Raw genomic sequence first — 25,067 nt, forward strand, 5'->3', positions numbered from 1 at the left:
TTCATGACTATATGCATTATTATAATCATGAGCGTATTCAACTTAAATTAAAAGGACTGAGTCCTGTGCAATACAGAACTCAGTCCTTGGGGTAAACTAAACCGTCCAACATTTGGGGGTCAGTTCACTAGTTATAATTAGCTGCTGGGTTTTTTTATTATCTCCGCGCTTTAAATGCCCAATAAAAGCCATATAAACTACTTATCTATAGTCACAAGCGTTCACTCAAAGTCATTTATTTTAAAGGGATGGGCGTTATACTAAAGGACGAATTTTCATTTTATTAGCAATAAAGTGAATAAAACATATCGTTAATACGTCACTGGTTTGCTAGTGGAAGGACAGGAAAGCGGTCAAGGAAGATAAATGAGTTTATGTCATATCGTACGCTTGGATGGGTATATTCAAAGTAGCTATCTCGCGGTTTATCCAGATAAATTGATGCTATTAGACGGCGGCTGTCGTCCTGATGTGGCGCTGGTGCTGGGTTATATTAAAAATACTCTTAAGCGCCCAATCAGCGATTTAAAAGTAGTGGTCGTCACCCATATGCATCCAGATCATGCGGGCGGCGCGCACAAACTGCGTACGGCAACTGGCTGCTTGATCGTCTCTGCTGCGAAAGAGACCCAGTGGTACAGCGGTGTTGGCGGGCATGTTATGCATTTGATCGATTTGGGTCTGGCTCACTATGTGGCCAAGCGTCAAGGACGTACTTTTAAAAGGCTGTGGTATCCTGCGCACTTGCAACCTGATTTGACGGTTGGCGATGGTGATACGATACCCCAGTTTGACGATTGGCAAGTACTTGAGACGCCCGGGCATACGGATCGTGATTTATCTTTGTTTCATCTGCCAAGCCGTCAGGTATATACCGCTGATTTAATCATCAAGCTGCGCCATAAATTTGTCGCGCCATTCCCTATTTATGATCCTAAAGTTTATATTCAGTCGCTACAAAAGGTAAAAGATTTAAAACCGTCAAATGTCATGATGGCGCATGGTTGTGAGCTGGATATTGATGCCGCTACTTTTGACAAGCTGATTGCCCAAGCGCCTAAGCATCGGCGGACCATTAAAGATACCATTAAGCATAAATTGCTTTGGCGACAAAATGACGGTTTTAGCCTTCGTAAGCGTAAACGTTAAAAGCTAAAACGTTTACGCTATAAACTACAGCTTTAATAAAACATTTAGCCAAAAAAAGCATAAAAAAAAGCCCAATCATTAAATGACTGGGCCTTTCTAAATATGGTGGGCCGACCGCGACTCGAACGCGGGACCAATTGATTAAAAGTCAACTGCTCTACCAACTGAGCTATCGGCCCTGAAGAGTGTATAAAAAAAGCACTGCTTTTTTAACTCTGCAAGAGAATTTACATTTTCGTAAATTCTGTAAAGCATTCTAAAAGAAAGCTTCTTAAAACGTTTAAACTTATTACGCTACTACCGGATAGGGTAGCATACATGATAAGGGTAATACTTAAGATGGTGGGCCGACCGCGACTCGAACGCGGGACCAATTGATTAAAAGTCAACTGCTCTACCAACTGAGCTATCGGCCCTGAGAAGCGTTAAAAAATTGCATGACAATTTTGGCTTCGCAAGATAAATCTCCTTAAAGGGAAATTTATTAAAACCAGACATCAAAAGCAATGTCCTAAAGCTTCATTTCTTTATCTATTCATGAATCAATATCAAAAGAGACAATAAGCTTGTTTACCCGTTTAGATTATTTGTATCTCTAAACGTGAGAGCACATTATATATATAATTATGACAATTACAACCCCGAATGTTAAAAAAAGTGCAAATCCGTGCAAATTAATCATATTTTTTTAAATTTAAGGATTAATTGGCTTTTAGAGACTTTAAAAACCTATTAATAGGGCGTTTTCAACTTTGTTTTTTGACGTTTACCTTTAGCGTTAGTCGTAAAACTATTCTAATCTCTAGACAATGCTTCTACTGGATCTAACTTGGCGGCATTGCGTGCCGGCAAAAATCCAAACACAACCCCAATAAGCGTTGAGCAAACAAAGGCGGCAATAATGGACGTCGATGAGTAAATAACTTTAAAGCTATCGCCGCCGACACGGTTAATCAGCTCACCGATAGCAAATGCCAGTCCAATACCCAATAAGCCCCCTAAAATACAGACTAAAACGGCTTCAATCAGAAACTGCTGCATGATATCGCTTTGACGGGCACCGACGGCCATACGTACGCCAATCTCATTGGTGCGCTCGGTCACTGATACCAGCATGATATTCATTACGCCAATCCCGCCGACAATTAACGAGATAATAGCGATAGAAGATATTAATAACGTCATAGCAGCTGTGGTAGATTCAATGGTTTGACGGATAGAGTCGGAGTTACGGATGCGAAAATCATCGGTGCCATGACGGCCAGTCATTAGCTCAGCGATGGCAGACTCAGCGGCAGCAGAGGAGATGTTATTGTCAATCAGCGCGACAAAGCTCTCAATATAGGCACTACCTATCAGCCGCGACATCATGGTGGTATAGGGCATATATAACGTGGGCGAATCAACGCTGCGACGAAAGCCCCCATCGTTTGGCTCTAAAACCCCAATCACACGCCCAGGGACGCTACCTATTAGTAAGACTTCGCCAATCGGATTGGCATTGTCAGGAAAAAAGGTTTTATTGGCATTATCATCGATAATGATATCTTGGGTACGGCGCAAGATGCTTTGTTCATCGAAGCCTTGACCTAGTGCCAGCTTTTCACCGCTGACATCAAGATAATCTTTACCGACGCCGCTGATGCTAGCGGCTTCTTGGATATTACGATAGCGCACGTTCATATTGCTATTGAGCTGCGGGCTGACACTGACCACATAAGGCTGGTCAGCGACCGCTTGGGCGTCTTGTGGGGTTAGATTGTCATCGTTGTACTGCCGCCTAGGGTCGCCGTAGGGATAGCCGTCGGTAACAGTAATGGTATTAGTACCTAAGGAGCTGATATTGGATAATATCTGCGCTTGAGAGCCTTTGCCAAGGCCAACTACTGATACCACCGAGGCAATACCAATGATAATCCCTAACATCGTCAATAAAGTGCGCATTTTATGGGCGCGCATGGCAAGTAAGGACATTTTAAAGGCTTCAAATAAGCGGTCGATAAAGCTGCTAAAGGCGCTTTTACGGTGCTTATCTATCATCGCCGCTGGCTGGGCTTCTGCTTGCTGATAATCTTCGTTTTTATAATCAGCGATGATATAACCGTCTTTGATTTCAATGACGCGCTCAGCTTGGGCAGCAAGGCTAGGGTCGTGGGTGACCATAATAATGGTATGACCTTGCGCGTTTAAATCTTTGAGGATTTGTACGACATCTTCGCCGGATTTGCTATCTAGCGCGCCTGTTGGCTCATCGGCTAAGATGATATCACCGCCATTCATTAGCGCCCTTGCGATAGAGACACGCTGCTGCTGACCGCCTGATAACTGGCTTGGGCGATTATTGACCTTGTCCGCCAACCCTAAATCTGACAATAGCTTTTCGGCACGCTCACTGCGCGCTTGCCCATCCATCCCTGCGTAAACAGCCGGTACAGATACGTTGTCGCGGGCATTGATATCGCCCAATAAATGATAGCGCTGAAAAATAAAACCAAAGTGCTCACGGCGCAGTTTTGCCAGCTCATCTGCATCTAGGCGGCTGACCGATTGACCAAATATTTTATAATCGCCCGCAGTTGCTTGATCTAAGCAGCCCAAGATATTCATCAAGGTTGATTTGCCTGAGCCTGATTGTCCGATGATAGCGACCATTTCGCCTTGATTGATGGTCAAATTGATATCGTGCAAGACGCGAATGGTCTGCTCGCCAGCTTTGAACTCTCTAATCAGTCCTTTGACTTCCATCAACGGCGTATCAGTTACATTAGAAGTTAGGTCTTGGTTGCTCATTTGCTATCCTGCTTATCTCAAATCTCAAGTCATTATCAAAGCCAAAGCTGATGTTTTGCTAGCGACGATTTTATTTACAGCGGTTTTCTAGCACCTTTTAAATATTAAAACGGTCGACCGCCTCTGCCACCTTTACTGCCTTTGCCGCTATCCGGTCCTTCTTCGCTTAATATAACCTCATCGCCTTTATTAAGACCGCTTAAGATTTCAGCATTGACGCGGTTATTGATACCGACTTTAACGGTTTGCTCGACCACTTCGCCATCGGCTTTAAGTACACGCACCATGGCCATGGTTGCAGCCGAGTCATTGTTAGCATTCTTGTTGGCAGTATTATTAGCAGTGAGTGACTCTTTTTTATCCTTGCTGGATTTTTTAGATTTACCGGCAGGCTGCAGGGCAGCAGAGGGGATAAGTAGCGCGTCTTTTGCTTGATTAATAACGATATACACTTGCGCGGTCATATCGATGCGAAAGCGGCGCTCGGTATTGGGCACTTCGATATAACCGACATAGTAGATGGCGGCATCGGTTGAGCTGGTATCGCTGATTTTCTCAGGAGCCGGTTCAATGGCTTTAAGGGTCGCATCATACTTTTGGTCGGGATTACCAATGATATTAAAATAGACGGGCAAGCCTGCTTTGACGTTAATGACGTCGGCTTCAGAGATTTGCGCATTGATACGCACGGTCGATAAATCGGCTAAGGTAACAATGGTCGGTGCAGTTTGATTGGCGTTGACCGTTGTCCCTTGCTCAGTGGTTACCGATACTACCGTCCCTGACATCGGCGCGCGAATGGTGGTATAGCTTAAATCCTCCTGCGCGGTGCTGACGTTGGTTTGAGACTTACGTAATGCCGCCTGTTGGCTATTGATATTCGCCTCGGTGGTCGCTATTGCGGCTTTTGCTGTCTCGATAGCAGCGCGCGCATTAGCGACCGATGCCTGAGCGGTGGTAACCTTTGTCGCTTGCGTATCATAATCCTGCTGCGATATCGCATCGATAGCCAGTAAGCCTTGTAGGCGCGAGAAGTCTGCTTGTGCTTGTCTCAGCTCAGCTTGACGGCTGGCAAGATCTGCTTGCGCACTTTTTAGGCTCGCTTGCCGACTCAACGACTCGGCACGGGCACTTTGTAATGCCGCTTCACTTTGCTCAAGGCTCGCTTGTTCATTGCTTAAATTATTCTTTTGGGTAACCTGATCAATCTGCGCAATTAAATCGCCTTTTTGCACTTCATCACCGACTTCAACAAACAGCCGCGTCACTTCACCCGAGACCTGCGCACCCACATCTACGGTATTTAACGCCTTAACTTTACCGGAGGCCATGACGTTATTTTCGATATCGCCAATCTCAGCGGTCGCTGTTAGATAGTTAGGTGTGGTTTCTTTTGGTTTAAAGGTTTTATAGGCCAAAGCCCCTAAAGCTATGATGACGAGGGCAATAATGCCCCATTTAATAGCAGACTTTTTGCTCATTTTGCGCATGACAACAATCCAATCACAGTTAAATCAAGTGTAGCTATAGTAGAGGCTTGCTGGACAAAAGGGAATGGCAATTAGTTTGCGAAACGTTAAGAGGAGAAATAGTGGTAGTAATAATGCGACAAATTACAGACAAAAAAATAACCCTATAAAGAGGGCTAAATAAGAAAACGTGATGTTTTATTTTTAATAAGTTACGCCGTAGAGTTAATAATAAATAAAAGAAATACATTAGATTATGACGCGGGACAGGAATATGTTTTTTTTGCTTGCTGTGCCTACGCCGACAGAGGCTGCAAAAAACTCATTCCTATCCCGCTATCTGCTTTTTTATTGAAATCTGTATATGGTTGCCTGATCATTTAATGTGCTTGAAATAACCTTCGCCCTGATAGTTCAAGCGCTGCTTGCAGTAATAACTCCCATGCTGGCTGGCGCACTAAGCCTTTAATCGCTTGATCACACTTATAAAGCAGAGCAGGCCATGCAGCAGTTTGAGCTTTTGAGTGGCGGCGGCAGGCTTGTTGGTATAAGCCTTGTTTGCTACGCCAAATGCCAAGCGCTTGCGGGTCTTGTCCGTCCATTAACTGCATAATCTGCCGCATGTCTTTACTAATCGCCCATAAAACCAATGTGGTTGGCTCATCAGTCGCTTTCAGCTGAAAAATAATTTTAGCAACTTGGGCGCTATTGCCAGCAAGCATCGCATCGGATAAATCAAATACACTGAACTGGGCATCACTGACCAATGCCGCTTGCAAGTCATTAATATCTAATGCCACGTTTGTCATAGGCGGGCTAGAATTATTATCAAGATTTGCACTATGGCTATTATGACTATCACTGCTACTATTTGCCATCAATTGCGGCGCAAATAAATACGATAGCCGCCATAAGGTTTGATAAGCACTGAGCAAATGATGCTCGGTATGTGACATCAGTAGCTGCCAAGCTTCTTGCGACAGTGTTAAGCCAAACTGCTGGGCTTGTATCTGCAATAACTGCTGACGTTGTTGCTCGTTATACAAATTGCAGTCGATAACGTGACCATATTGCGCAAATGGTGCAAACCATTTGCTGCTTTGGGCGCGTTTATCCTGCTTTGGCGTGAGCCATAACAAGCTATGACTATGAGCACCTGTCTGTGCATCGACGGCAAAACGTTCTAGCTCGGCAATAACGGCTTTATCAGGTTTATGGTTACCCGTGACAATCAACGCACTGGCATCATCGAATAAAGACTGACTGCCAAGCTCTGACAATACTTCCTGCCAGCTCTTTACTGACACCAGCTCGATACGTTTAATGGCGTAATTCTGCGCGCGCCAATGCGGACGCAGCGCATCGATAAGCCATTGACTGAGTAAAGGCTCATCACCGTGTGCCAGCCACAAGCCTGCTACTGCAACGGAAGGTTGTAGTAGTTTTGGATAAGCTTGTATAAAAGTATCTTGCATAGACGAAGAAGGACACAAGGTTATGAATAGGGAAGTAAAGCTGCCTTTATCTAAAAAAGCATTTAAATCAAAGCGTTTAAATATAGCCAGCTTTAGTAAGGTCATGTTTTAACAATGATATTGTTAAAACATGAACGTTTAAAAATGAAAAACAGCAACCTTAAGATTGCGGTACGATAACAGCAGTAGATACTGAGCCTTTACCATTTTGCGTAGCGGGTTTGGCGCTATTAGGAGCAATCTTAGGCAGCGCAATCGCCACATATTGATCGGTAATACGGCGCGCTAAGCTGTCGTAAAGCCAGTCACGAATTTGCTCGCCCTGCTGATCATCAGTACTCACCGATGCCTCATTATATTGATAGCTGCGCTCAACTTGGATAGGGTTGGTCAGTGTCACAGGTTTACCATTCTCTACGCTTTGATAGCTGACATCAGCTGACATCACCAAGCGGATTTCTGTCAAGACACCAACCAGCTCATAACGCTTAAAACGGACATTATTAACCGTAATTGCAGCAATGGTTTCTGCGCCTACTTTTTGGTTATTGCTGGCCACATCGGCCAAGGTCATATTATCAATAACCTCAACGCCCAATGATTGTAGACGCCGTGTTAGGGGGCGTTTCAATGGAAATGAGGTGCGATTGTCTTCGATAATTACCGCTGTTTTAGCAACATCAAATAGCATGGGTGCATCATAGCCGCGTAGCTGAAAACCGCAGCCACTGAGACTGGCACCTGCACCCAATACCGCAAACATTGGCAAAGCTGTCAGTAGCGCTGTTAGCAGTTTTTGGGTGCCTGATTTACGAATCATGCTGCTTTTTCCGTCTGATTCTGCTTGATGTGCCTGCAAAGCTCGGTGCTTATACGACATAATCGCTATCCTTATTTTGATAAGAAGACCTAAAACGCAATGTCTAAAATGCTGGGTTTAAAACACTAGGTTTGAGAACGCCGCATTCAAAAGCGCAACGTCTAAAAACCCAGTTTTTGAAAACATAACGTTGAAAAGGTCTAGCCTGCCACCACAATATTAACCAGTTTATTCGGTACGACGATTTCTTTTTTAATCTCGCCAGTAAGGAATTTTGCCACGCCTTCAAGCGATTTTGCTTGCGCTTTCAGCTGCTCAGGATCGCTATTAGGCGCGACATCCATTTTACCGCGCATTTTACCGTTAACCTGCACCACCATCGTAATCATGTCTTGTACTAGAGCGCTTGCATCGACTTCTGGATAGTTTAGGGTAACGGTATCCATTCCTAACTGCTCAAGCAAATGCTCACCGATGTGCGGCGCGTATACCGATAGGATAATCAATAAATCAATCAGTGCTTCATGCTGTACTTGCAGGTCTTGCTCACTGTTTGCCTTAAAGTTACTCAGCTCGTTAGCAAGCTCCATCAGGCTAGAAACTGGCGTATTAAGTGCTAGGCGCTTACCCAAATCGCTATCAATTTTGCCAATCGTTTCATGGGTTTTACGGCGTAGGGCTTTTGCTTCTTTGCTTAAGTTATCCGTATTGAGTGCTTCATTATTTAGCGTATCAAGATTTAAATTTGCGTCGGCAAGTGCTAGCATATGCTCGGTCGCAATACGCCAAACCTTTTTAACAAAGTTATAAGGACCTTTTAGTGCGTCGTCTGACCATTCTAGCGTTTGGTCGGCAGGTGCAGTAAATAAGGTATAAAGGCGCACGGTATCCGCGCCATATTTATCAATGGTAATTTGTGGATCGACACCGTTGTTTTTTGACTTTGACATTTTCTCGATTTTACCAATCGTCACTGGCTGACCGTCTGATTTTAAAATGGCTTTAATCGGCTGACCACGCTCGTTATAGTCGATATCGATGTCTTCGGTGAAGTAATAAGTGGTACTGCCATCGCTATTCACGCGGTAGAACGTGCCGGCAAGTACCATACCTTGGGTCATTAGATTTGCAAATGGCTCATCACCTGAGACCAAGTTTTCATCGCGCATCAGTTTATGGAAGAAGCGTGCATAAAGTAGATGCATAACTGCATGCTCGACACCGCCGATATATTGGTCAACCGGCAACCATTTATTGGCGGCAGACTTATTGACCATATTGGTTGTATCGTGTGGGCTGGCAAAGCGCGCATAGTACCAGCTCGACTCTACAAAGGTATCAAAGGTATCGGTTTCACGCTCAGCAGGATTGCCACATTTAGGACAAGTGGTATTGACAAATTCTGGGATATTTTTTAGTGGATTACCGCGGCCGTCAGGGACGACGTCAGTTGGCAAGACCACTGGCAAATCTTGCTCTTCAACTGGTACGGTACCGCAATGCTCACAGTTGACCATTGGGATAGGGCAGCCCCAATAGCGCTGGCGCGAGACACCCCAATCGCGCAGACGGTATTGGATTTTTTTCTTTGCAAGAGATTGTGGCTCAAGCTTAGCAAGCATCGCTTCAAACGCTTGCTCGAAGTCCATGCCGTCAAATTCGCCTGAATTGACTAGAGTATTGCGCTCGGTATAAGCACGATTGCTCTCAGTATTATTCGCTTTGGCGTCAGCTTCTACTTGATCAAGAAAGCCAGCAGGAATGTCAATCACTTGCTTAATTGGCAAATTATATTTGGTCGCAAACTCGTAATCGCGCTCATCATGAGCAGGAACTGCCATCACCGCACCTGAGCCATAGCTCATCAATACATAGTTGGCAACCCATACAGGCACTTCTTCGCCAGTCAATGGATGGGTCACCGTCAGACCCGTATCCATACCGATTTTTTCAGCTTTAGCCAAATCAGCTTCAGCAACTGAACCTTTTTTACAAAGGGCACAGAATTGGGCAATCGCTTCATCTTGTTCAGATGCGTATTGTGCCAACGGATGCTCGGCCGCGACTGCGACATAAGTCACACCCATCAAAGTATCAGGACGGGTAGTGAACACATCTAAGGTATTGGTTTCGCCAGCCAGCTCATAAGGGAAATGGACTTCCATACCGGCACTACGACCAATCCAGTTACGCTGCATGGTTAGCACTTCAGACGGCCAATGACCTTCTAACTGGTCTAAATCATCAAGCAGCTCATCAGCATAATCGGTGATGTTAAAATAATACATTGGGATATCGCGCTTTTCGACTGCCGCGCCACTACGCCAACCTTTACCATCAATGACTTGCTCATTGGCTAATACGGTGTTGTCGACCGGATCCCAGTTGACGGTGGCAAGCTTTTTATAAACCAAGCCTTTTTTGTATAACTGCAAAAACAACCACTGCTCCCACTGATAATACTCAGGGCTACAAGTGGCAAATTCGCGTGACCAATCAATAGACAAGCCAAGCAATTTAAGCTGCGCGCGCATGCTATCAATATTGGCAAACGTCCATTCGGCAGGCGGTGTTTGATTGGCAATCGCGGCGTTTTCTGCTGGCAGGCCAAAACCATCCCAACCCATTGGTTGCATGACTTCATAGCCTTTTAGGCGATAATAACGGCTCAGTACATCAGAGATAGTATAGTTACGCACGTGACCCATATGCAGCTTACCGCTTGGGTAAGGGAACATCGACAGCATATAGCGACTTGGCTTGTCGCTTGGCTCGTTACTTACTTCAAAACGCTTGTCAGTTGCCCATTTGGCTTGTTGCGCCGCTTCAATAAGTTGCGGCTGATACTGGGCGTTATCGATAGAAGTATTATTGGTATGGGTAGTATTAGCAGTTTCTGCTGTCACGGCGTTGCTCATAGTTGGCTCGGAATAGGTTATTACAGATAAATTGGGTAAAATTTTACAATGCCATAGCATAGCGTAATTTGGCAAAAATTGCGACGATATGATGGGGTGTTTGCTCACCGTAAAGGCGATAAATCTGCAAAGTGAATACGCTTATGAATGTTTTCGTCGTCATAAACCAAATGCTGATGTCAGTTAGGTATAATAAACAAAATAATGATCATTGATTTGGAGTTTTTATGACCATCACTATTTACGGTATCAAATCTTGTAGCACCATGAAAAAAGCTTTTACTAAACTTGATGAGCTGGGCGTTAGCTATGACTTTCACGATTATAAAAAGCAAGGCATTGATAAAAATAGCGTACAGCGTTGGGTAGAAAGTTTAGGCATTGATAAAGTATTGAATAAACGCGGCACGACTTGGCGTAAGCTGACTGATGAGCAAAAACAAGCCGCTGATGAAAACGTCAATAACGCCATCGATTTGCTGATAGAAAATACCAGTATGATTAAGCGTCCGATAGTTGAAGGTGAAATTAAAGATAAGCTTTTTTTGCTATGTGGTTATGATGAAGAAGCATTCGACACAACTTTTTCGTAAAGGAAGTTTTTGGCCAATTGCAAAAGCCCAAGCTTAGATTCTAAGCTCGGGCTTTATAATACCTACGATAAACCAGATCACACTGAAGCACCAAATAATGAGCACATAAAGACGGATTTGCTCGGCTGTCCAATCAAGTGCAAACCATTCAATCATAAAGAACGATTTCCATCCCTCTATCCAGCGCGCACCGCCATAACCAATAATCCACCAGCAATAAAGGCTCTCTAAAGCAAACAGTAGACACCATAGCCACAGCGGCATAATTGACTCCTCAAGAAACTAAAGCATGGTCGCATCAATATCACGACTGATAAGTGTACCAACCCCTTTATTGGTAAAAATCTCCAACAGCGTCGCATGCGGCACACGACCATCAACGATAACGGCACTTTTTACGCCGCTACGTACCGCATCAAGCGCACATTGAATCTTAGGAATCATACCGCCTGAAATCGTACCATCTTCAATAAGGCTATCGACTGTCTTTGGCGTTAATCCAGTGACGACTTCACCGTCGCGTCCTAATACCCCTTTGATATTAGTCAGTAGCATGAGCTTTTCAGCTTGCAAAAACTCTGCAACTTTACCGGCGACCAAATCGGCATTGATATTATAAGTATTGCCTTCTTCATCGACGCCAAGAGGGGCGATAACAGGGATGAAATCAGAGGCAATCAGCATATTAATCACGTCTTTATTAACGCTGACCACATCACCGACAAAGCCCAAATCGACTGGCACGGCAATACCGTCTGCGTCTATTTTTTCCATCATTAACTTTTTAGCTAGGATTAAATTGGCGTCTTTACCCGTCAGACCAATCGCGCGTCCACCGTGCTTGTTGATTAAGCTAACGATAGATTTATTAACGCTTCCGCCGAGTACCATCTCGACGATATCCATCGTGCTTTTGTCAGTCACGCGCATGCCGTCGATACGATCAGATTGACGACCAAGCTCTTTTAACAAATTATCCACTTGTGGACCACCGCCATGTACGACCACGGGATGCATGCCAACGGTTTTTAGCAAGACGATATCACGGGCAAAGGAGCTTTCAAGCGCAGGGTCGGTCATGGCATTGCCGCCGTATTTAACTACAATGAGCTTATCAACAAAGCGTTGAATATAAGGCAGCGCCGTGGTTAATACTTCTGCGGTAATTTTGGCTTCATCCAAATTAAGCGTCATGACAAGCTCCTAAAAGACAGGGTTAAGCGGTGGATTAATTGAGGGTTTCTGTTTCTGTGTGGCGTTCTCTAATAAGACGTTCTCTAATAAAATAAATGGTAAAAAATTAGTTAAATAATACCTATTCAGCAACAATAGCCAGTATTTGCGTGGCTAAATGCTCGTTAAATGGGCGGCATAAAGCGGCGAACCTTGTTTGAATATCGATAAGGTCGGCGATGCTATCACCTGCAAAGCGCACGGTCAGGTTTTGACTGGTATTTGATTGACGTAATACGCCAAACCCGCGTGCAAAATCCAAACGTACCCCATCAATACAGCTGAGCTTGGTGCCCACGGGTAATAATTTTTGCGCCTGCTCTAAAGTTATATATTGGTTTTTAGCCGAACAAGTACAAAGTAACGGCGCACAGCTAATGATTGCTTGTGGGTTAGGTTGGGTAATAGAAGCTGCTGATGTCGCATGAACCAATTGCTGTAAATACTGACAGAATCTTGCCAGTTGCTGCACGATGGAACAGTCGGTAAGAGCGGTTGCTGGTAGCGGTAAATAATGGTCAGCCGTACTGACAATAACGGGTAAATTATCAATGATATCGGCTAAGTTTCTCGCACAATTCGGCTTAGCAGGCAGTGGTTTAGCTAACCAATGGAGCAGTCTTAATGCAGCATACATGGCATCATCATAAAGAATAAAGTAGCTATCATTAAAAATAAAATGCCCAGATAATTCACCGGCAAAGATAATTTGACCGCCAGACTGCTGTATTTGTTGCCGCATCAGGCTGCTACCTGTTTTACTAATCACAGGCGTTGCGCCAAGCTCAGTAATGAGCTTTGGTAAATGATGGCAGCATTTAATATCAAAGAGTACTTGAGCGTTTGATAATGACTCATTTAAAGGCTGAGGGCGCTGATTGACAGCTACCGTTGCCAACAGATAAAGCAGATGGTCAGGAGTAACAACTTTGCCCCGATTATCGACCACCATTAACCGATCGCCATCACCATCAAAGGCGATGCCTATATCTGCTTGATGCAGAAGTACGCTTTGCTGTAATTGCTTAAGGCGCTGCGGCTCAGTCGGGTCCGGATTGCCGGCGGGAAAGTCACCGTTTGGCGTATCATTCAGCATGATGACACTTTGGCAAAAATTGACGAATAAAGGCTTAGCAATATTGCTGGTGGCGCCATGCATACAATCAATGACTACCACCAAATCAAGTTTGGATGAGGGTAGTTGACTATCTTCTGCAGTTTGGTTAAGAAGCTGATTATTATGTTGATAAATTTGCTTAAAGACTTGCGTAATGGCGTCGCTATAAGCGCTTGCGACTTGATTAGCAGGTAACTGCTGTTGTTTATGATAAATGGGCTTAGCAATGCTGTCCAAAGACGGGTTTTGCGCATTATCAATACCCAGCTGATGATATAGCGCCTCAATGTCTGCGCTGCTAGGCGAGATATGATTGACGAGCCATTTAACCCCTAAAATATCTTTAGCAGAATGGCTGGCAGTCACGATAATGCCATGTCCCTGATATTGCTCCGCCCAAAAAATCATCATAGGCGTGGTAACTAAGCCCAGTTGAATGACTTGTATACCTTGCTGAGACAAAATATGAGCAAGTGTTTGCGCAATGATATTGCTATCACAGCGTACATCATAACCAATAACGATAATGGTTTTTTTGTTAGCGCTTTGGCGATCGTTATCACTGTTAATTTTGCTATTTTTTGTGCTACATTTTTTACTATCAATATTTGGTTGAGCTTGATAAAGATGAGCAAAAGCGTGCCCCAATGCTTGAATAAAGTCATTGGTAAAATGCTGGCGCGAACCACGAATATCATAAGCACGAAATAAGGATTGCTGCGCAGCAAAAGACGGCATCGCTTACTCTCCTTATTGTCGTGATTGTTAAGTTATTATGATTGCTAAATTAGTATGATTTTTAGATTGTCTTCATGATCAACAATTAAAATGGTAAATCAGTACGGACTACTGACGACCAGAGTGGCCAAAACCACCCGCACCGCGCGTGCTGGTATCACTAAATTCTGCCACCACTTCAAACTCAGGACGAGCAACCGGTACAACCACATATTGCGCCATACGCTCGGCAGGATTTAGCACAAAATCTTCATTGCTGCGATTCCAAATACTGACCATCAGCTCACCTTGATAATCGGCATCAATCAAGCCGACCAAATTACCCAAGACGATACCATGCTTATGACCGAGACCTGAGCGCGGTAAAATCATACCCGCAAAATTAGGGTCTTGAATATAAACAGCTAAACCAGTACCGATCAAATGCGTGGCACCGGCTTTAATCGTCAATGGCTCGTCAATGCAGGCACGCAAGTCGATACCTGCACTGCCATCGGTTGCACGTGTCGGTAGCGAGAACGCTTTATCTTCAGTAATTTTAGGGTTTAATACTTTAACTTGTACAGCTTGCATAACGCACTCACTTAACGATTTAATGGTGTTGTAAACAGAATGAATCACATTTTTAACTGTTAGGTTTTAAATGCTTAACAACAACTATTTTTATAAATAGCTGCTGATTGTTAACTTTTAGTTTTCAGATTTTCATAGGCGATTAACTAAAGAATCAACACGCTCGCCAAGCCCAAAAACGACATAAAGCCGACAATATCGGTCACGGTGGTTAAGATAACCGAGGCGGATAGCGCAGGGTCGATATTCATACGTTTGAGCATCAGCGGAATACTAATGCCTGAAACGTTGGCGGCGGTCATATTAATCGCGATAGCAAGCCCAATGACAGCGCTGATTTTAATGTCATGAAACCACAATTGGGCAATAAACGCCATGATTATCGCCCATATGATACCGTTTATCGCCCCAACCCACAGCTCTTTATTTAATAACCATAGGCGATTGGAGCCACCGATTTGACCCATCGCCATACCACGAATGACCACCGTTAGCGTCTGTGAGCCTGCAATACCGCCCATACTGGCAACCACTGGCATCAGTATCGCTAGCGCCACGACCTTTGCCAGTACGGCTTCAAACTGACCAATCACTGCGGCGGCTAACAGCGCGGTGCATAAATTAATACCGAGCCAAATACTACGGCTTTTGGCACTGGTCAAAATAGGAGCAAACAGCTCTTCATCTTGGCTGACACCGGCAAGATTTTTCATGGTGCTGTCGACATCATCTTGGATAATCTCCATGATATCTTCGCCATTTAGTTGACCGACCAGCTCACCGTGACTGTTAATCACCGGGGCAAAGCGAATATCTTCTGAACGGAAAATCGCTGCCGCATCTTGAATATCTAAGCGGTCATTGATGGTAATGGCCGCATCAATTAATGCCGATACTAGGGTACGTTGGTCATGTTTAATCAAATCGACCAAACTGAGCAGCCCGAGTAATTGCTGGCTTTGGTCGACGACCAATAGCTCTTGGCTCTCGTCATCGAGTAAATCGTCATTTTCTCGCAGCCAGTTTTGTACTTCTGCAAGGGTGATGTCATCCCGAATCTGAATGAGGTCAGGATCCATATAACTACCAACTTCCCAGTCGGCATAGGTATCGAGCTTATTGACCTGAATGCGAATATCTTCATCTAGAGTTGCCATCACCGAGGTGCGCACACTTTCGGTAACGGTATCTAAAATCTCGGAGATATCTTGCGCATCAAGGTCTTGGGTAAACAGCGATATCTCTTTTGAAGAAACGTTTTCTAACAGCGGCTGGCGTGTATCAAACTCCAGCTCTGCAAGCACTTCACCTTTGATATCTTCTGGCACCTGCGCCCAAATCAATAAGCGATTTTGGCTAGGAAACGATTCTAATAAGCTGGCAATCTCATATTCTGATTGCTTGGCTAAAAACTCGGTAATGGCCTCATACGCTTTATCTGCGACCAACTCTTGCAAATACAGTAGTTTATATTCGCCGTTAGATTCCGCCGGATTGTAGTCTCCCTGTCGTGTCGATGGGCGTTCAGCATTCGGCGTCGAGGTGGGCATAAAGGTTCCAAGTTTTTAAAAGGTATTGATATGAAAATTGAGCTTACCGCTCATGTAAAGAGCGGTAAGCATGATATCTTTTAAGTTTTAAGTTTTAAACTTAACGATTACCTAGTAAAGCACGAATGTTAGCCAAGTATTCATCAGCAACTTTTTCAGGGTCTTTGCTGGCCTTTTTCTTTTTCGCTTTGGCTGGCCAGTCGATATGATCTTCTGGCAATTCATCTAAAAAGCGTGATTCAGATGTCACGCGCATCTGACCACCTGCGCGGCGCTGGGTGGCAAGCGTCAATGTCAGCTCACGACGGGCGCGGGTAATACCTACATACATCAAGCGTCGCTCTTCTTCGACCGTCTCGCTAAGAATAGAGTTGCGGTGCGGTAGCATTTCTTCCTCAAGCCCCATGATATAAACGAAATCAAACTCCAAACCTTTTGCCGCATGTAAGGTCATGAGGTTCACTTTATTGGTATTTTCCTCTTCTTGCTGTTGCTCGAGCATATCGAGCAATACCAGCTTACGAATGATGGTATCAATAGTGCGATCTTCGTCTTCTTCAGCGCGATTAATCAGCGATTGAATACTGGTATAAAGCATGTCGATATTATCGATACGGTTTTTTTCTTGTTGCGGCGTTTTAGAATCGCTACGGACAAAGTCGATATAACCGGTTTCATCAATCATTTGACGGACGATTGGCACGGGGTCGGGATGCTGATCGAGCTCACGGGTATAGTGCCCAATAAAATCGCCAAACTCTTTTAAGGTGCCATACGCTTTAGACGGCAAGACGTGAGCAAGCCCGGCATGGGTACAAGACGCCAATAACGAGATGCTATGCTCTTGTGAAAATAGACCAAGCTTTTCAAGGGTTGCAGGTCCCATCCCTCGCTTCGGCGTATTGATAATCCGTAAAAATGCGCTGTCATCTTCAGGGTTCAAAATCAAACGCAAATAGCCCATGATGTCTTTAATTTCACTACGAGCAAAGAACGACTGACCGCCGGATAATTTATAAGGCACTTGCAGCTGACGTAACTGTGCTTCTAGCATCCGCGCTTGAAAGTTACTGCGATAAAGAACGGCGTATTGCTCCCATTCATTACCAAAACGCAGTTTATGAGTGACAATCTCTTTTGCCACGCGCTCAGATTCATCATCGTCATTACGACAATTAATAATACGAATTTTTTCGCCCTGACCTTTATCTGACCAGAGTTTCTTTTCAAATAAATGCTCGTTATTGGTAATAACGGCGTTAGCAGAGGTCAAGATACGCGTGGTCGAGCGATAATTTTGTTCGAGCATAACGATTTTAAGCTTAGGAAAATCTTCTTTCAATAATCCCATGTTTTCAGGTTTTGCGCCGCGCCACGCATAGATAGATTGGTCGTCATCGCCAACGACGGTAAAGCGTCCTTGTGGTCCGACCAGATATTTAATCATCTCATACTGGGCAGTATTGGTATCTTGATATTCATCGACGAGCAAGTAACGAATACGGTTTTGCCATTTATCACGCAGCTCTCTATTTTCACGTAAAATTTTGGTCGGTAATACAATCAAATCATCAAAATCAACGGCATTATAAGCACGCAGATTACGCTCATATAAAGCATAAAGGGTGGCAAAAATCATATCTTCTGGATCGTCCAAAGTTTCCATCGCCTTGTCCGGTTCAATCAGATCGTTTTTCCAATCAGAAATCATTTTAATGGCTTTGCCGACCAACTCACGACTTTCCGCGCCGCTTAAGTTGTCACGCATCATCAGCTCCATCAGCAGACGTTTGCTGTCGTCGCTGTCCATGATGGAGAAGTTACCTTTAAGCGGCGTATGTATCAGCTCATAACGTAAAAACTGTAGCCCGAACTGGTGAAAGGTAGACACTGTCAGTCCGCGAGTTTTTTCACTCGGCAGCAATTTACTGACCCGAGCTTTCATCTCGCGCGCCGCTTTATTGGTAAAGGTCACCGCCGTAATGCGCTCGGCCGGCATGTTGCATTCTTCAATCAGATAAGCAATTTTACGGGTAATCACCGATGTCTTACCGGAGCCGGCACCTGCTAGCACGAGCAATGGACCAGATACGTAGAGCATCGCTTCTTGTTGTTTGGGATTAAGTTGACTCATAAGGTGACCTGTAAGACAAAAGCAAAAAAAGTAAGCAAAAGGGGGCGCGCTTCGATATTAACAGCCGCTAAGTTCAATCAGTATTGCACGCATTAAGCAAATTGCTAGCGCAACATGACAACATAGCATTATAGCTTGTTGCCTCATCTTGATATCAAAACATGGCGTCAGTAAGATTATTCAATCCGTCTGTTAATTAAGCGCAGAGCAGTTAATATTTTGTGACAATTAACCATAAGTGCCGTCATTAAAATAGCTGCCGATACGACCATGGAATTCGGTGGGTCATTATAAAGCAAAAACCCTATCTTTGGGTGAGGAGTTGAAGGATGCGTGCCGAGTAAAAAAGCGTTTGGATTGCGTAACTTACACTATATATACCAGCGCCTTTTTAGAAATATGGATTTGGGCTTAATATAAGGTAACGTCTATATCATAGGTCGTAGTAAAAAAAACATATTTTTTTTGCAGAGAAAATGACCGTTCAATGCAGTTAAAAACTAGCTTTTGATTGCCGATATGCGTATAGTACGTAAATAATTTATGCCAGTTGTCACGTCATTGTTGACCACGTGTAATGAGCTATTAAATCAATTAAGTAAACACCGGATATGATATTGATTTAATACGTTGATCTTACGTTGTTACAAGATGCGTTGGGCGACCAGCCTTTTTATCCGTGTACAGAGCGGAACATCTACAGTTGGTCACGTCTGACATCGTCGTCAATAAGCTTGATAATTGGTTATTACCAGCACAGTAGCTATAATAGTCATTGATTTATATAATCACTGAGTTATTTAAATCACTGAGTTATTTAAACAAATTTACTCAAATAAAGTGACTCAATGACAGTTACTTTGTGTTTTCGTCTGCGTTACGCCTGTCGCCATTACCACCATTATTTGTGAGTATTTGCGGTGCGCTTGACACTCGATTGGGTGAGGAGCACGTATTATCATGTCTGCTTTTAATTGGTCAGCAATCGCTTTTATTTTAGCCGCCATTGGGCTAGTTGTATTTATGCTGGTCGTTCCGCGCTTACTTGGCGGTCGCTCTCAGGGCTCACAAAAAGAAGAGGTATTTGAAGCGGGTGTTGTCGGAGCTGGCAACGCCCGCATTCGTTTGTCTGCTAAATTCTATTTGGTGGCCATCTTCTTCGTTATTTTTGATTTAGAGGCGCTGTATCTATATGCCTATGCGGTTTCCGTTCGTGAGGCTGGCTGGCTTGGCTTTGTCGCTGCCGCGATATTTATCACCATCTTGATTATTGGCTTGGTATACGAGCTCAGTCTGGGTGCGATGAACTGGGCACCGGCGGATAAACGCCGTAAGCAACCTCGCTTACATGCGGCTCCGGCAGGTTTCAATTTGGCAGACATCACCAAATTTGATGGCGTTGATGAGCTGATGGTTGATCCGACGGGTAAAATACCGGCGCAATCTTCAGGGCAAATTAATGTCTCGAACAACATTGAGACCAATCGTCGTCATTTGCAGAATATCGATCATATTAATACCACAGGTAATATTACCTCCGTGGATTTTGCCACCTCTGCGCAGCCCGATAAGGTCGAACGCTAATTGCTTATAGCTAGATTAGCTTATTATAGCTAGATTGTTTTAGCCTTATTCCCGCATGTCAGCATGATTAATTTATTCATAATAGAAGTTATGGCGCTCGTAGTGGCAATCTGATTGCCGCATGGCGCTTAAAATAAAGGTTGTATGTTATGAAATACACATTAACAAAAGCCAACCCTGATGCAGATACCTATCCTGCACAGACTAGTCAAACGGTCAATGATCCGCTCGAAGACGAAGTCAATAAAAACGTCTTTATGGGTCGTCTCGAAGACCTTGTCCATTCAACAGCAAACTGGGGGCGCAAGCACTCACTGTGGCCATTTAACTTTGGTACCTCATGCTGTTATGTCGAATATGCAACTACCTTAACTGCGGTTCACGATTTATCACGCTTTGGTGCCGAAGTTATTCGCGCCTCGCCCCGTCAGGCGGACGTGATGATTGTTGCTGGTACTTGCTTTGTAAAAATGGCACCGGTTATTCAGCGTCTATATGAGCAAATGCTTGAGCCAAAATGGGTCATCTCAATGGGTGCTTGTGCCAACTCGGGCGGTATGTATGACATCTACTCAGTGGTGCAAGGCGTGGATAAAATCATACCTGTCGATGTCTATGTCCCCGGTTGTCCGCCGCGTCCAGAAGCTTTGATTCAAGGCTTGATGCTGCTGCAAGAGTCGATTACTAAAGAGCGTCGTCCGCTGGGTATTCATGTCAATGAGCAGGGTATCTATCAGCCACAAATGACGCCTGAGCGTGACCGTAAGCAAGCAGATCGTATCGCTGTGAAAAACTTGCGTAGCCCAGATAGTATTTAATCAGCAAGCATGTAGCCAAACTGTATGTGAAAAAGCAATATTTAAGCATCAGGTATTTTATTTGCTTGTTTGGCTCAATAATTCATAATCCGTAAAAATGCTCAGTACGCATATATTCATCGTAGTTCAGTTATGATCAACATAGTTCAGTTGTGTTCAACATAGCTTAATTATGATTAATGAAGGAATACATCATTCATGGTCACGGTAGTCGAAAACATAGATCCTAAGATTAAGCCTGTCCCAGCGGTTATCACCGAGCTTGAGCAGAAGTATGCCGGTAAGTTTGTCGTACAGCACACGGTGGATGAGATTCCAACGGTGTGGGTTGCGCGTGCCGACTTATTAGACGTTCTATTATACCTGCGTAAATTGCCAAAACCTTATGTCATGCTATTTGACTTATCAGCGATAGATGAGCGCTTGCGTCAACATCGTCAAGGTTTGCCTGACAGCGATTTTACAGTGTTTTATCATTTGATGTCGCTTGAGCGTAATAGCGATGTGCGTATCAAAGTCGCGCTAAGCGAAGACGATATTAATGTACCGAGCGCGACCAAGATTTGGCCAAATGCCAACTGGTATGAGCGTGAAGTGTGGGATATGTTTGGTATTGTCTTTACAGGTCATCCGCATTTAACCCGTATTTTATTACCTAAATATTGGGAAGGTCATCCACTGCGCAAAGAATATCATGCGCGGGCGACTGAATTTACCCCGTATTTCTTGAATACCGCCAAACAACAATACGAGCAAGAAAACCTGCGCTTTGTCCCTGAAGAGTGGGGCATGAAACGCTCGGGTCGTGATGAAGACTTTATGTTCTTGAACATCGGTCCTAACCATCCATCGGCTCACGGTGCTTTCCGTTTGGTGCTACAGCTTGATGGCGAAGAAGTCGTTGATTGTATTCCCGATATTGGCTATCACCATCGCGGCGCCGAAAAGATGGCTGAGCGTCAAACGTGGCACTCATATATTCCTTATACCGACCGTATTGACTATCTCGGCGGCGTCATGAATGAGCTACCGTATATCATGTCGGTTGAAAAGCTTGCCGGTATCACCATTCCACCGCGCGCTGAAACCATCCGCGTGATGATGAGTGAGTTTTTCCGTATTACCAATAACTTGCTGTTCGTCGGTACCTTTATTCAGGATGCGGGCGGTATGACGCCAGTATTCTATATGTTTACCGATCGCCAAAAAGCTTATGACGTCATCGAAGCCGTGACTGGCTATCGTATGCACCCAGCATGGTTCCGTATCGGCGGTACAGCGCATGATTTACCGCGTGGCTGGCAGCGTTTGGTTCGCGAGTTCTTAGAATGGATGCCAAAACGTCTGGATGAGTATGTCAAAGCAGCGCTGCAAAACAGTGTGCTTAAAGGTCGTACCCAAGGCGTTGCGCAATATAATACCAAGCAAGCATTGGCATGGGGCGTGACTGGTGCAGGTTTACGTGCAACAGGTTTGGATTTTGATTTGCGTAAAGCACGTCCGTATATGGGCTACGAGAATTACGACTTTGAAGTTCCAGTCGGCTATAACGGCGATGCTTATGATCGCTGTATGGTAAAAGTTGAAGAGATGCGCCAGTCGTTACGTATTATCCGTCAATGTATGGATAATATGCCGCAAGGTCCTTATAAGGCGGATCATCCATTGGCAGTACCACCGCCAAAAGACCGTACCTTGAATGACATCGAAACCTTGATTAACCACTTTATCTCCGTTTCTTGGGGTCCTGTGATGCCAGCGGGTGAGTGCACCACGATTGTTGAAGCCACCAAAGGTCTAAACAGTTATTACATCACCTCAGATAAAGCGACGATGAGCTATCGTACTCGTATCCGTACGCCGACATTTGCGCACCTGCAGCAGATGCCATCGGTGATTAATGGCTCATTGGTATCCGATGCCATTATGTATTTGGCATCGATTGATATTGTGATGGCCGATTGTGACCGCTAAATGTTAGCCGTAATGCATTGATCATCATCTTTTATCAATGCTAAATGCTATTAATGTCAAATATTAGAAGTTAAGTATTAAAAGTAAGACACGTTCATTAACATGTTATCGCCAAACTGGCACACCAAAACGCTGTCGTTGCGCCATGAGCGCAACCTTAACAGTGGGCTGAGTGAGGAAAGAAAAAGATTATGAGAATTGTTTCCGATAAAATGCCAAAAGTAGATGTGGCAAGTATCTTAACCGCTGAAGAAATTGCGGCTATCCATGAGTTTATGCATCATTATCCCCATCCACGGGCAGCGTCTTTAGATGCACTAAAAATCGTACAAAAGCGTAATGGCTGGGTCGATGATGCACAAGTCAATGCCATCGCTAATATTCTAAATATTCCTGTGACCGATATGGATGGGGTGGCAACCTTCTTTAACCGTATTTATCGTCAGCCAGTCGGTCGCAATGTCATCCTTATTTGTGATTCAGTGGCTTGTTATCTAACCGGTTACGAAGCACTGGCCGCTGAATTAAAAGCGCAGCTGGGCATCGACTATGGTCAGACTACCGCTGATAACCGCTTTACGCTATTGCCGATTTGCTGTTTGGGCAACTGTGACAAAGGTCCTGCTGTCTTAATTAATGAAGACACCTATGGTCCTGTGCAGCCCACCGAAGTCGCCCAATTGTTGGAGCTATACGCATGAGTTTAACGATTTCAGAGCAGATTGCTCGTCGCGGTCAAGGCAAAGCGCCAAGCCAATTAAATGACCAGCGCATTCCTGTTTATGGCGATAAAGCGACCGCAACTAGTGAAACCAAACCATTAACATGGCGCCTCGCCCATCACGATGCGGTATTGGATTTAGCCACTTATGAATCACTACGCGGATTTGAAGCCTTAAAAATGGCTTTAAACCAATCGCCAGCCGACACTTTAAATACCATTAAAGAAGCAGTGGTCAAAGGTCGTGGCGGTGCAGGTTTCCCAGCCGGTATTAAATGGTCGCTCATGGCACCACCCGATGGCGGTCCACGTTATCTGGTTTGTAATGCCGATGAGATGGAGCCGGGCACTTTTAAAGACCGTCTCTTGATGGAGCGTCTACCGCTACAGCTTATCGAAGGTATGCTGATTTCTGCCTACGCGATTGGTGCAACGGCAGGCTATATCTTTATTCGCGGCGAGTATATCTTAGCAGCAGAGCGTCTAACGGCTGCGCTTGAAGAATTGCGTGCCAATAATTTGGTCGGCGACAATATCTTAGGCTCAGACTTTAGCTTTGATTTGCACGTCCATACCGGCGCTGGTCGTTATATTTGCGGTGAAGAAACCGCTTTGATTAACTGCCTAGAAGGTCGCCGTGCCAATCCGCGTACCAAACCACCATTTCCGCAGGTGGCAGGTGCATGGGGTCGTCCAACCGTCGTTAATAACGTTGAAACTCTACATAACGTTTCAGCGATTATTTTGCATGGTAGTAAATGGTATCAAGACTTACCAAAAGCCAAAGGCGTGGTCGAAACTCCGGGTACTAAGCTGTTTGGTTGTTCAGGTCTGGTCAATGATCCCGGTCTATGGGAGTTACCATTTGGTTATACAGCGCGCGAAATTATCGAAGATTTCGCTGGCGGTATGCAGGAAGGTAAAAAGCTCAAGGCTTGGCTACCGGGCGGTGCATCAACCGACTTTTTAACCGCTGACCATTTAGATACCGTCGTCGATTTTGACACCATTCAAAAAGCCGGTAGCCGTATGGGTACTGGGCTAATCATGGTCGTCGATGAAGAACAAGACATGGTGCCATTACTGCGTAACCTTGAGATTTTCTTCCAACGTGAATCGTGCGGTTGGTGTACGCCATGCCGTGATGGTCTACCGTGGGGCGTAAAAATATTGACCGCTATCAATGATGGTCAAGGTCAAATCGGTGACGTTGAGAAATTAGAAGGCTTAACCCGTGATTTATGGATCGGTAAAACCTTCTGTGCCCATGCGCCGGGTGCGATGGAACCACTGATGAGTGCAATTAAATATTTCCGTCCTGAGTTTGATCAAAAAATTGCGCAGGCGGTTGGTGAAGATGTCATTGAGGCTGCAGCCAATCAACAGCCAGAAGTGAAATAAGGAGAGCGGC

Annotated in this window: 19 protein-coding genes and 2 tRNA genes; 8 read left to right on the forward strand and 13 right to left on the reverse strand. The window is 44.6% G+C overall.

Going from position 1 to position 25,067, the window contains the following annotated elements; genetic code table 11:
* Positions 1-95: IS3 family transposase (locus JMX50_RS05155; protein WP_201627976.1), on the forward strand; the 95-nt coding region annotated here is incomplete at its 5' end.
* A 271-nt stretch (positions 96-366) separates the two neighbouring features.
* Positions 367-1,149, forward strand: coding sequence for an MBL fold metallo-hydrolase (locus tag JMX50_RS05160; protein ID WP_201628719.1), 783 nt, complete (start codon positions 367-369; stop codon positions 1,147-1,149).
* A 103-nt stretch (positions 1,150-1,252) separates the two neighbouring features.
* Here the strand turns inward: JMX50_RS05160 and JMX50_RS05165 are convergent.
* From JMX50_RS05165 to leuS, 7 genes are all read right to left on the reverse strand, one after another.
* Positions 1,253-1,328 (reverse strand) — tRNA-Lys (locus tag JMX50_RS05165).
* A 161-nt stretch (positions 1,329-1,489) separates the two neighbouring features.
* Positions 1,490-1,565 (reverse strand) — tRNA-Lys (locus tag JMX50_RS05170).
* Between the two features lie 379 nt (positions 1,566-1,944).
* Positions 1,945-3,939 carry a MacB family efflux pump subunit gene (locus JMX50_RS05175; RefSeq protein ID WP_201628720.1) on the reverse strand — a complete coding sequence of 665 codons (1,995 nt, stop codon included), beginning with the start codon at positions 3,937-3,939 and terminating at the stop codon, positions 1,945-1,947.
* Positions 3,940-4,043: 104 nt separating this feature from the next.
* Positions 4,044-5,429: an efflux RND transporter periplasmic adaptor subunit gene (locus JMX50_RS05180; RefSeq protein ID WP_201628721.1), complete on the reverse strand. Its 1,386-nt coding sequence runs from the start codon at positions 5,427-5,429 to the stop codon at positions 4,044-4,046.
* Between the two features lie 359 nt (positions 5,430-5,788).
* The gene (locus JMX50_RS05185) at positions 5,789-6,883 is read right to left on the reverse strand and encodes a DNA polymerase III subunit delta (RefSeq protein WP_201628909.1); all 1,095 of its coding nucleotides are present in this window, start codon (positions 6,881-6,883) and stop codon (positions 5,789-5,791) included.
* 160 nt (positions 6,884-7,043) lie between these two features.
* Positions 7,044-7,763: an LPS assembly lipoprotein LptE gene (gene lptE, locus JMX50_RS05190; RefSeq protein ID WP_227670924.1), complete on the reverse strand. Its 720-nt coding sequence runs from the start codon at positions 7,761-7,763 to the stop codon at positions 7,044-7,046.
* A gap of 140 nt (positions 7,764-7,903) precedes the next feature.
* The gene (gene leuS / locus JMX50_RS05195; RefSeq protein WP_413786815.1) at positions 7,904-10,621 is read right to left on the reverse strand and encodes a leucine--tRNA ligase; all 2,718 of its coding nucleotides are present in this window, start codon (positions 10,619-10,621) and stop codon (positions 7,904-7,906) included.
* A gap of 227 nt (positions 10,622-10,848) precedes the next feature.
* Here leuS and JMX50_RS05200 point away from each other — a divergent pair, with 227 nt between their 5' ends.
* On the forward strand, positions 10,849-11,214 hold the full coding sequence (locus JMX50_RS05200; protein ID WP_201628722.1) for a Spx/MgsR family RNA polymerase-binding regulatory protein: 366 nt from the start codon (positions 10,849-10,851) through the stop codon (positions 11,212-11,214).
* A gap of 33 nt (positions 11,215-11,247) precedes the next feature.
* Here the strand turns inward: JMX50_RS05200 and JMX50_RS05205 are convergent, their stop codons facing one another.
* The 6 genes from JMX50_RS05205 to JMX50_RS05230 all read right to left on the reverse strand — a co-directional run bounded on the left by JMX50_RS05205 (position 11,248) and on the right by JMX50_RS05230 (position 18,559).
* Complete coding sequence (locus JMX50_RS05205) at positions 11,248-11,478, reverse strand: hypothetical protein (protein ID WP_201628723.1); 231 nt, start codon at positions 11,476-11,478, stop codon at positions 11,248-11,250.
* A gap of 18 nt (positions 11,479-11,496) precedes the next feature.
* On the reverse strand, positions 11,497-12,408 hold the full coding sequence (gene argB, locus JMX50_RS05210) for an acetylglutamate kinase (protein WP_201628724.1): 912 nt from the start codon (positions 12,406-12,408) through the stop codon (positions 11,497-11,499).
* A gap of 121 nt (positions 12,409-12,529) precedes the next feature.
* Positions 12,530-14,302 carry a phosphomannomutase gene (locus tag JMX50_RS05215; RefSeq protein ID WP_201628725.1) on the reverse strand — a complete coding sequence of 591 codons (1,773 nt, stop codon included), beginning with the start codon at positions 14,300-14,302 and terminating at the stop codon, positions 12,530-12,532.
* Between the two features lie 108 nt (positions 14,303-14,410).
* A complete protein-coding gene (gene dut / locus JMX50_RS05220) occupies positions 14,411-14,875 on the reverse strand; it encodes a dUTP diphosphatase (protein ID WP_201628726.1) in 465 nt (154 codons plus the stop codon).
* 146 nt (positions 14,876-15,021) lie between these two features.
* Positions 15,022-16,425 (reverse strand): magnesium transporter, encoded by a 1,404-nt coding sequence (gene mgtE, locus JMX50_RS05225; protein ID WP_201625624.1) that lies wholly within the window; start codon positions 16,423-16,425, stop codon positions 15,022-15,024.
* A gap of 100 nt (positions 16,426-16,525) precedes the next feature.
* On the reverse strand, positions 16,526-18,559 hold the full coding sequence (locus tag JMX50_RS05230) for a UvrD-helicase domain-containing protein (RefSeq protein ID WP_201562547.1): 2,034 nt from the start codon (positions 18,557-18,559) through the stop codon (positions 16,526-16,528).
* Positions 18,560-19,519: 960 nt separating this feature from the next.
* On the opposite strand from JMX50_RS05230, the gene ndhC reads away from it, so the two are divergent.
* From ndhC to nuoF, 5 genes are all read left to right on the forward strand, one after another.
* Entirely contained in the window at positions 19,520-20,143 is a 624-nt protein-coding gene (ndhC, locus tag JMX50_RS05235) for an NADH-quinone oxidoreductase subunit A (RefSeq protein ID WP_201562545.1), read from the forward strand.
* A gap of 149 nt (positions 20,144-20,292) precedes the next feature.
* Entirely contained in the window at positions 20,293-20,961 is a 669-nt protein-coding gene (locus tag JMX50_RS05240; protein ID WP_201562543.1) for a NuoB/complex I 20 kDa subunit family protein, read from the forward strand.
* 198 nt (positions 20,962-21,159) lie between these two features.
* Entirely contained in the window at positions 21,160-22,935 is a 1,776-nt protein-coding gene (gene nuoC / locus JMX50_RS05245; protein WP_201628727.1) for an NADH-quinone oxidoreductase subunit C/D, read from the forward strand.
* A gap of 191 nt (positions 22,936-23,126) precedes the next feature.
* Complete coding sequence (gene nuoE, locus JMX50_RS05250) at positions 23,127-23,636, forward strand: NADH-quinone oxidoreductase subunit NuoE (RefSeq protein ID WP_201562539.1); 510 nt, start codon at positions 23,127-23,129, stop codon at positions 23,634-23,636.
* Entirely contained in the window at positions 23,633-25,057 is a 1,425-nt protein-coding gene (gene nuoF, locus JMX50_RS05255; RefSeq protein WP_201628728.1) for an NADH-quinone oxidoreductase subunit NuoF, read from the forward strand. The genes nuoE and nuoF overlap by 4 nt, the downstream gene beginning before the upstream one ends.
* Positions 25,058-25,067: the final 10 nt, after the last annotated feature.

Origin of the sequence: Psychrobacter maritimus (genome assembly GCF_904846345.1) — a bacterium.
GTDB classification, from domain to species: Bacteria; Pseudomonadota; Gammaproteobacteria; order Pseudomonadales; family Moraxellaceae; genus Psychrobacter; species Psychrobacter maritimus.

What these genes read in the sequence shown, in the direction of transcription:
- JMX50_RS05160 (WP_201628719.1), top strand. Translation starts at nt 367, where the DNA reads ATGAGTTTATGTCATATCGTACGCTTGGATGGGTATATTCAAAGTAGC.
- JMX50_RS05175 (WP_201628720.1), bottom strand. Translation starts at nt 3,939, where the DNA reads ATGAGCAACCAAGACCTAACTTCTAATGTAACTGATACGCCGTTGATG.
- JMX50_RS05180 (WP_201628721.1), bottom strand. Translation starts at nt 5,429, where the DNA reads ATGCGCAAAATGAGCAAAAAGTCTGCTATTAAATGGGGCATTATTGCC.
- JMX50_RS05185 (WP_201628909.1), bottom strand. Translation starts at nt 6,883, where the DNA reads ATGCAAGATACTTTTATACAAGCTTATCCAAAACTACTACAACCTTCC.
- lptE (WP_227670924.1), bottom strand. Translation starts at nt 7,763, where the DNA reads ATGTCGTATAAGCACCGAGCTTTGCAGGCACATCAAGCAGAATCAGAC.
- leuS (WP_413786815.1), bottom strand. Translation starts at nt 10,621, where the DNA reads ATGAGCAACGCCGTGACAGCAGAAACTGCTAATACTACCCATACCAAT.
- JMX50_RS05200 (WP_201628722.1), top strand. Translation starts at nt 10,849, where the DNA reads ATGACCATCACTATTTACGGTATCAAATCTTGTAGCACCATGAAAAAA.
- JMX50_RS05205 (WP_201628723.1), bottom strand. Translation starts at nt 11,478, where the DNA reads ATGCCGCTGTGGCTATGGTGTCTACTGTTTGCTTTAGAGAGCCTTTAT.
- argB (WP_201628724.1), bottom strand. Translation starts at nt 12,408, where the DNA reads ATGACGCTTAATTTGGATGAAGCCAAAATTACCGCAGAAGTATTAACC.
- JMX50_RS05215 (WP_201628725.1), bottom strand. Translation starts at nt 14,302, where the DNA reads ATGCCGTCTTTTGCTGCGCAGCAATCCTTATTTCGTGCTTATGATATT.
- dut (WP_201628726.1), bottom strand. Translation starts at nt 14,875, where the DNA reads ATGCAAGCTGTACAAGTTAAAGTATTAAACCCTAAAATTACTGAAGAT.
- mgtE (WP_201625624.1), bottom strand. Translation starts at nt 16,425, where the DNA reads ATGCCCACCTCGACGCCGAATGCTGAACGCCCATCGACACGACAGGGA.
- JMX50_RS05230 (WP_201562547.1), bottom strand. Translation starts at nt 18,559, where the DNA reads ATGAGTCAACTTAATCCCAAACAACAAGAAGCGATGCTCTACGTATCT.
- ndhC (WP_201562545.1), top strand. Translation starts at nt 19,520, where the DNA reads ATGTCTGCTTTTAATTGGTCAGCAATCGCTTTTATTTTAGCCGCCATT.
- JMX50_RS05240 (WP_201562543.1), top strand. Translation starts at nt 20,293, where the DNA reads ATGAAATACACATTAACAAAAGCCAACCCTGATGCAGATACCTATCCT.
- nuoC (WP_201628727.1), top strand. Translation starts at nt 21,160, where the DNA reads ATGGTCACGGTAGTCGAAAACATAGATCCTAAGATTAAGCCTGTCCCA.
- nuoE (WP_201562539.1), top strand. Translation starts at nt 23,127, where the DNA reads ATGAGAATTGTTTCCGATAAAATGCCAAAAGTAGATGTGGCAAGTATC.
- nuoF (WP_201628728.1), top strand. Translation starts at nt 23,633, where the DNA reads ATGAGTTTAACGATTTCAGAGCAGATTGCTCGTCGCGGTCAAGGCAAA.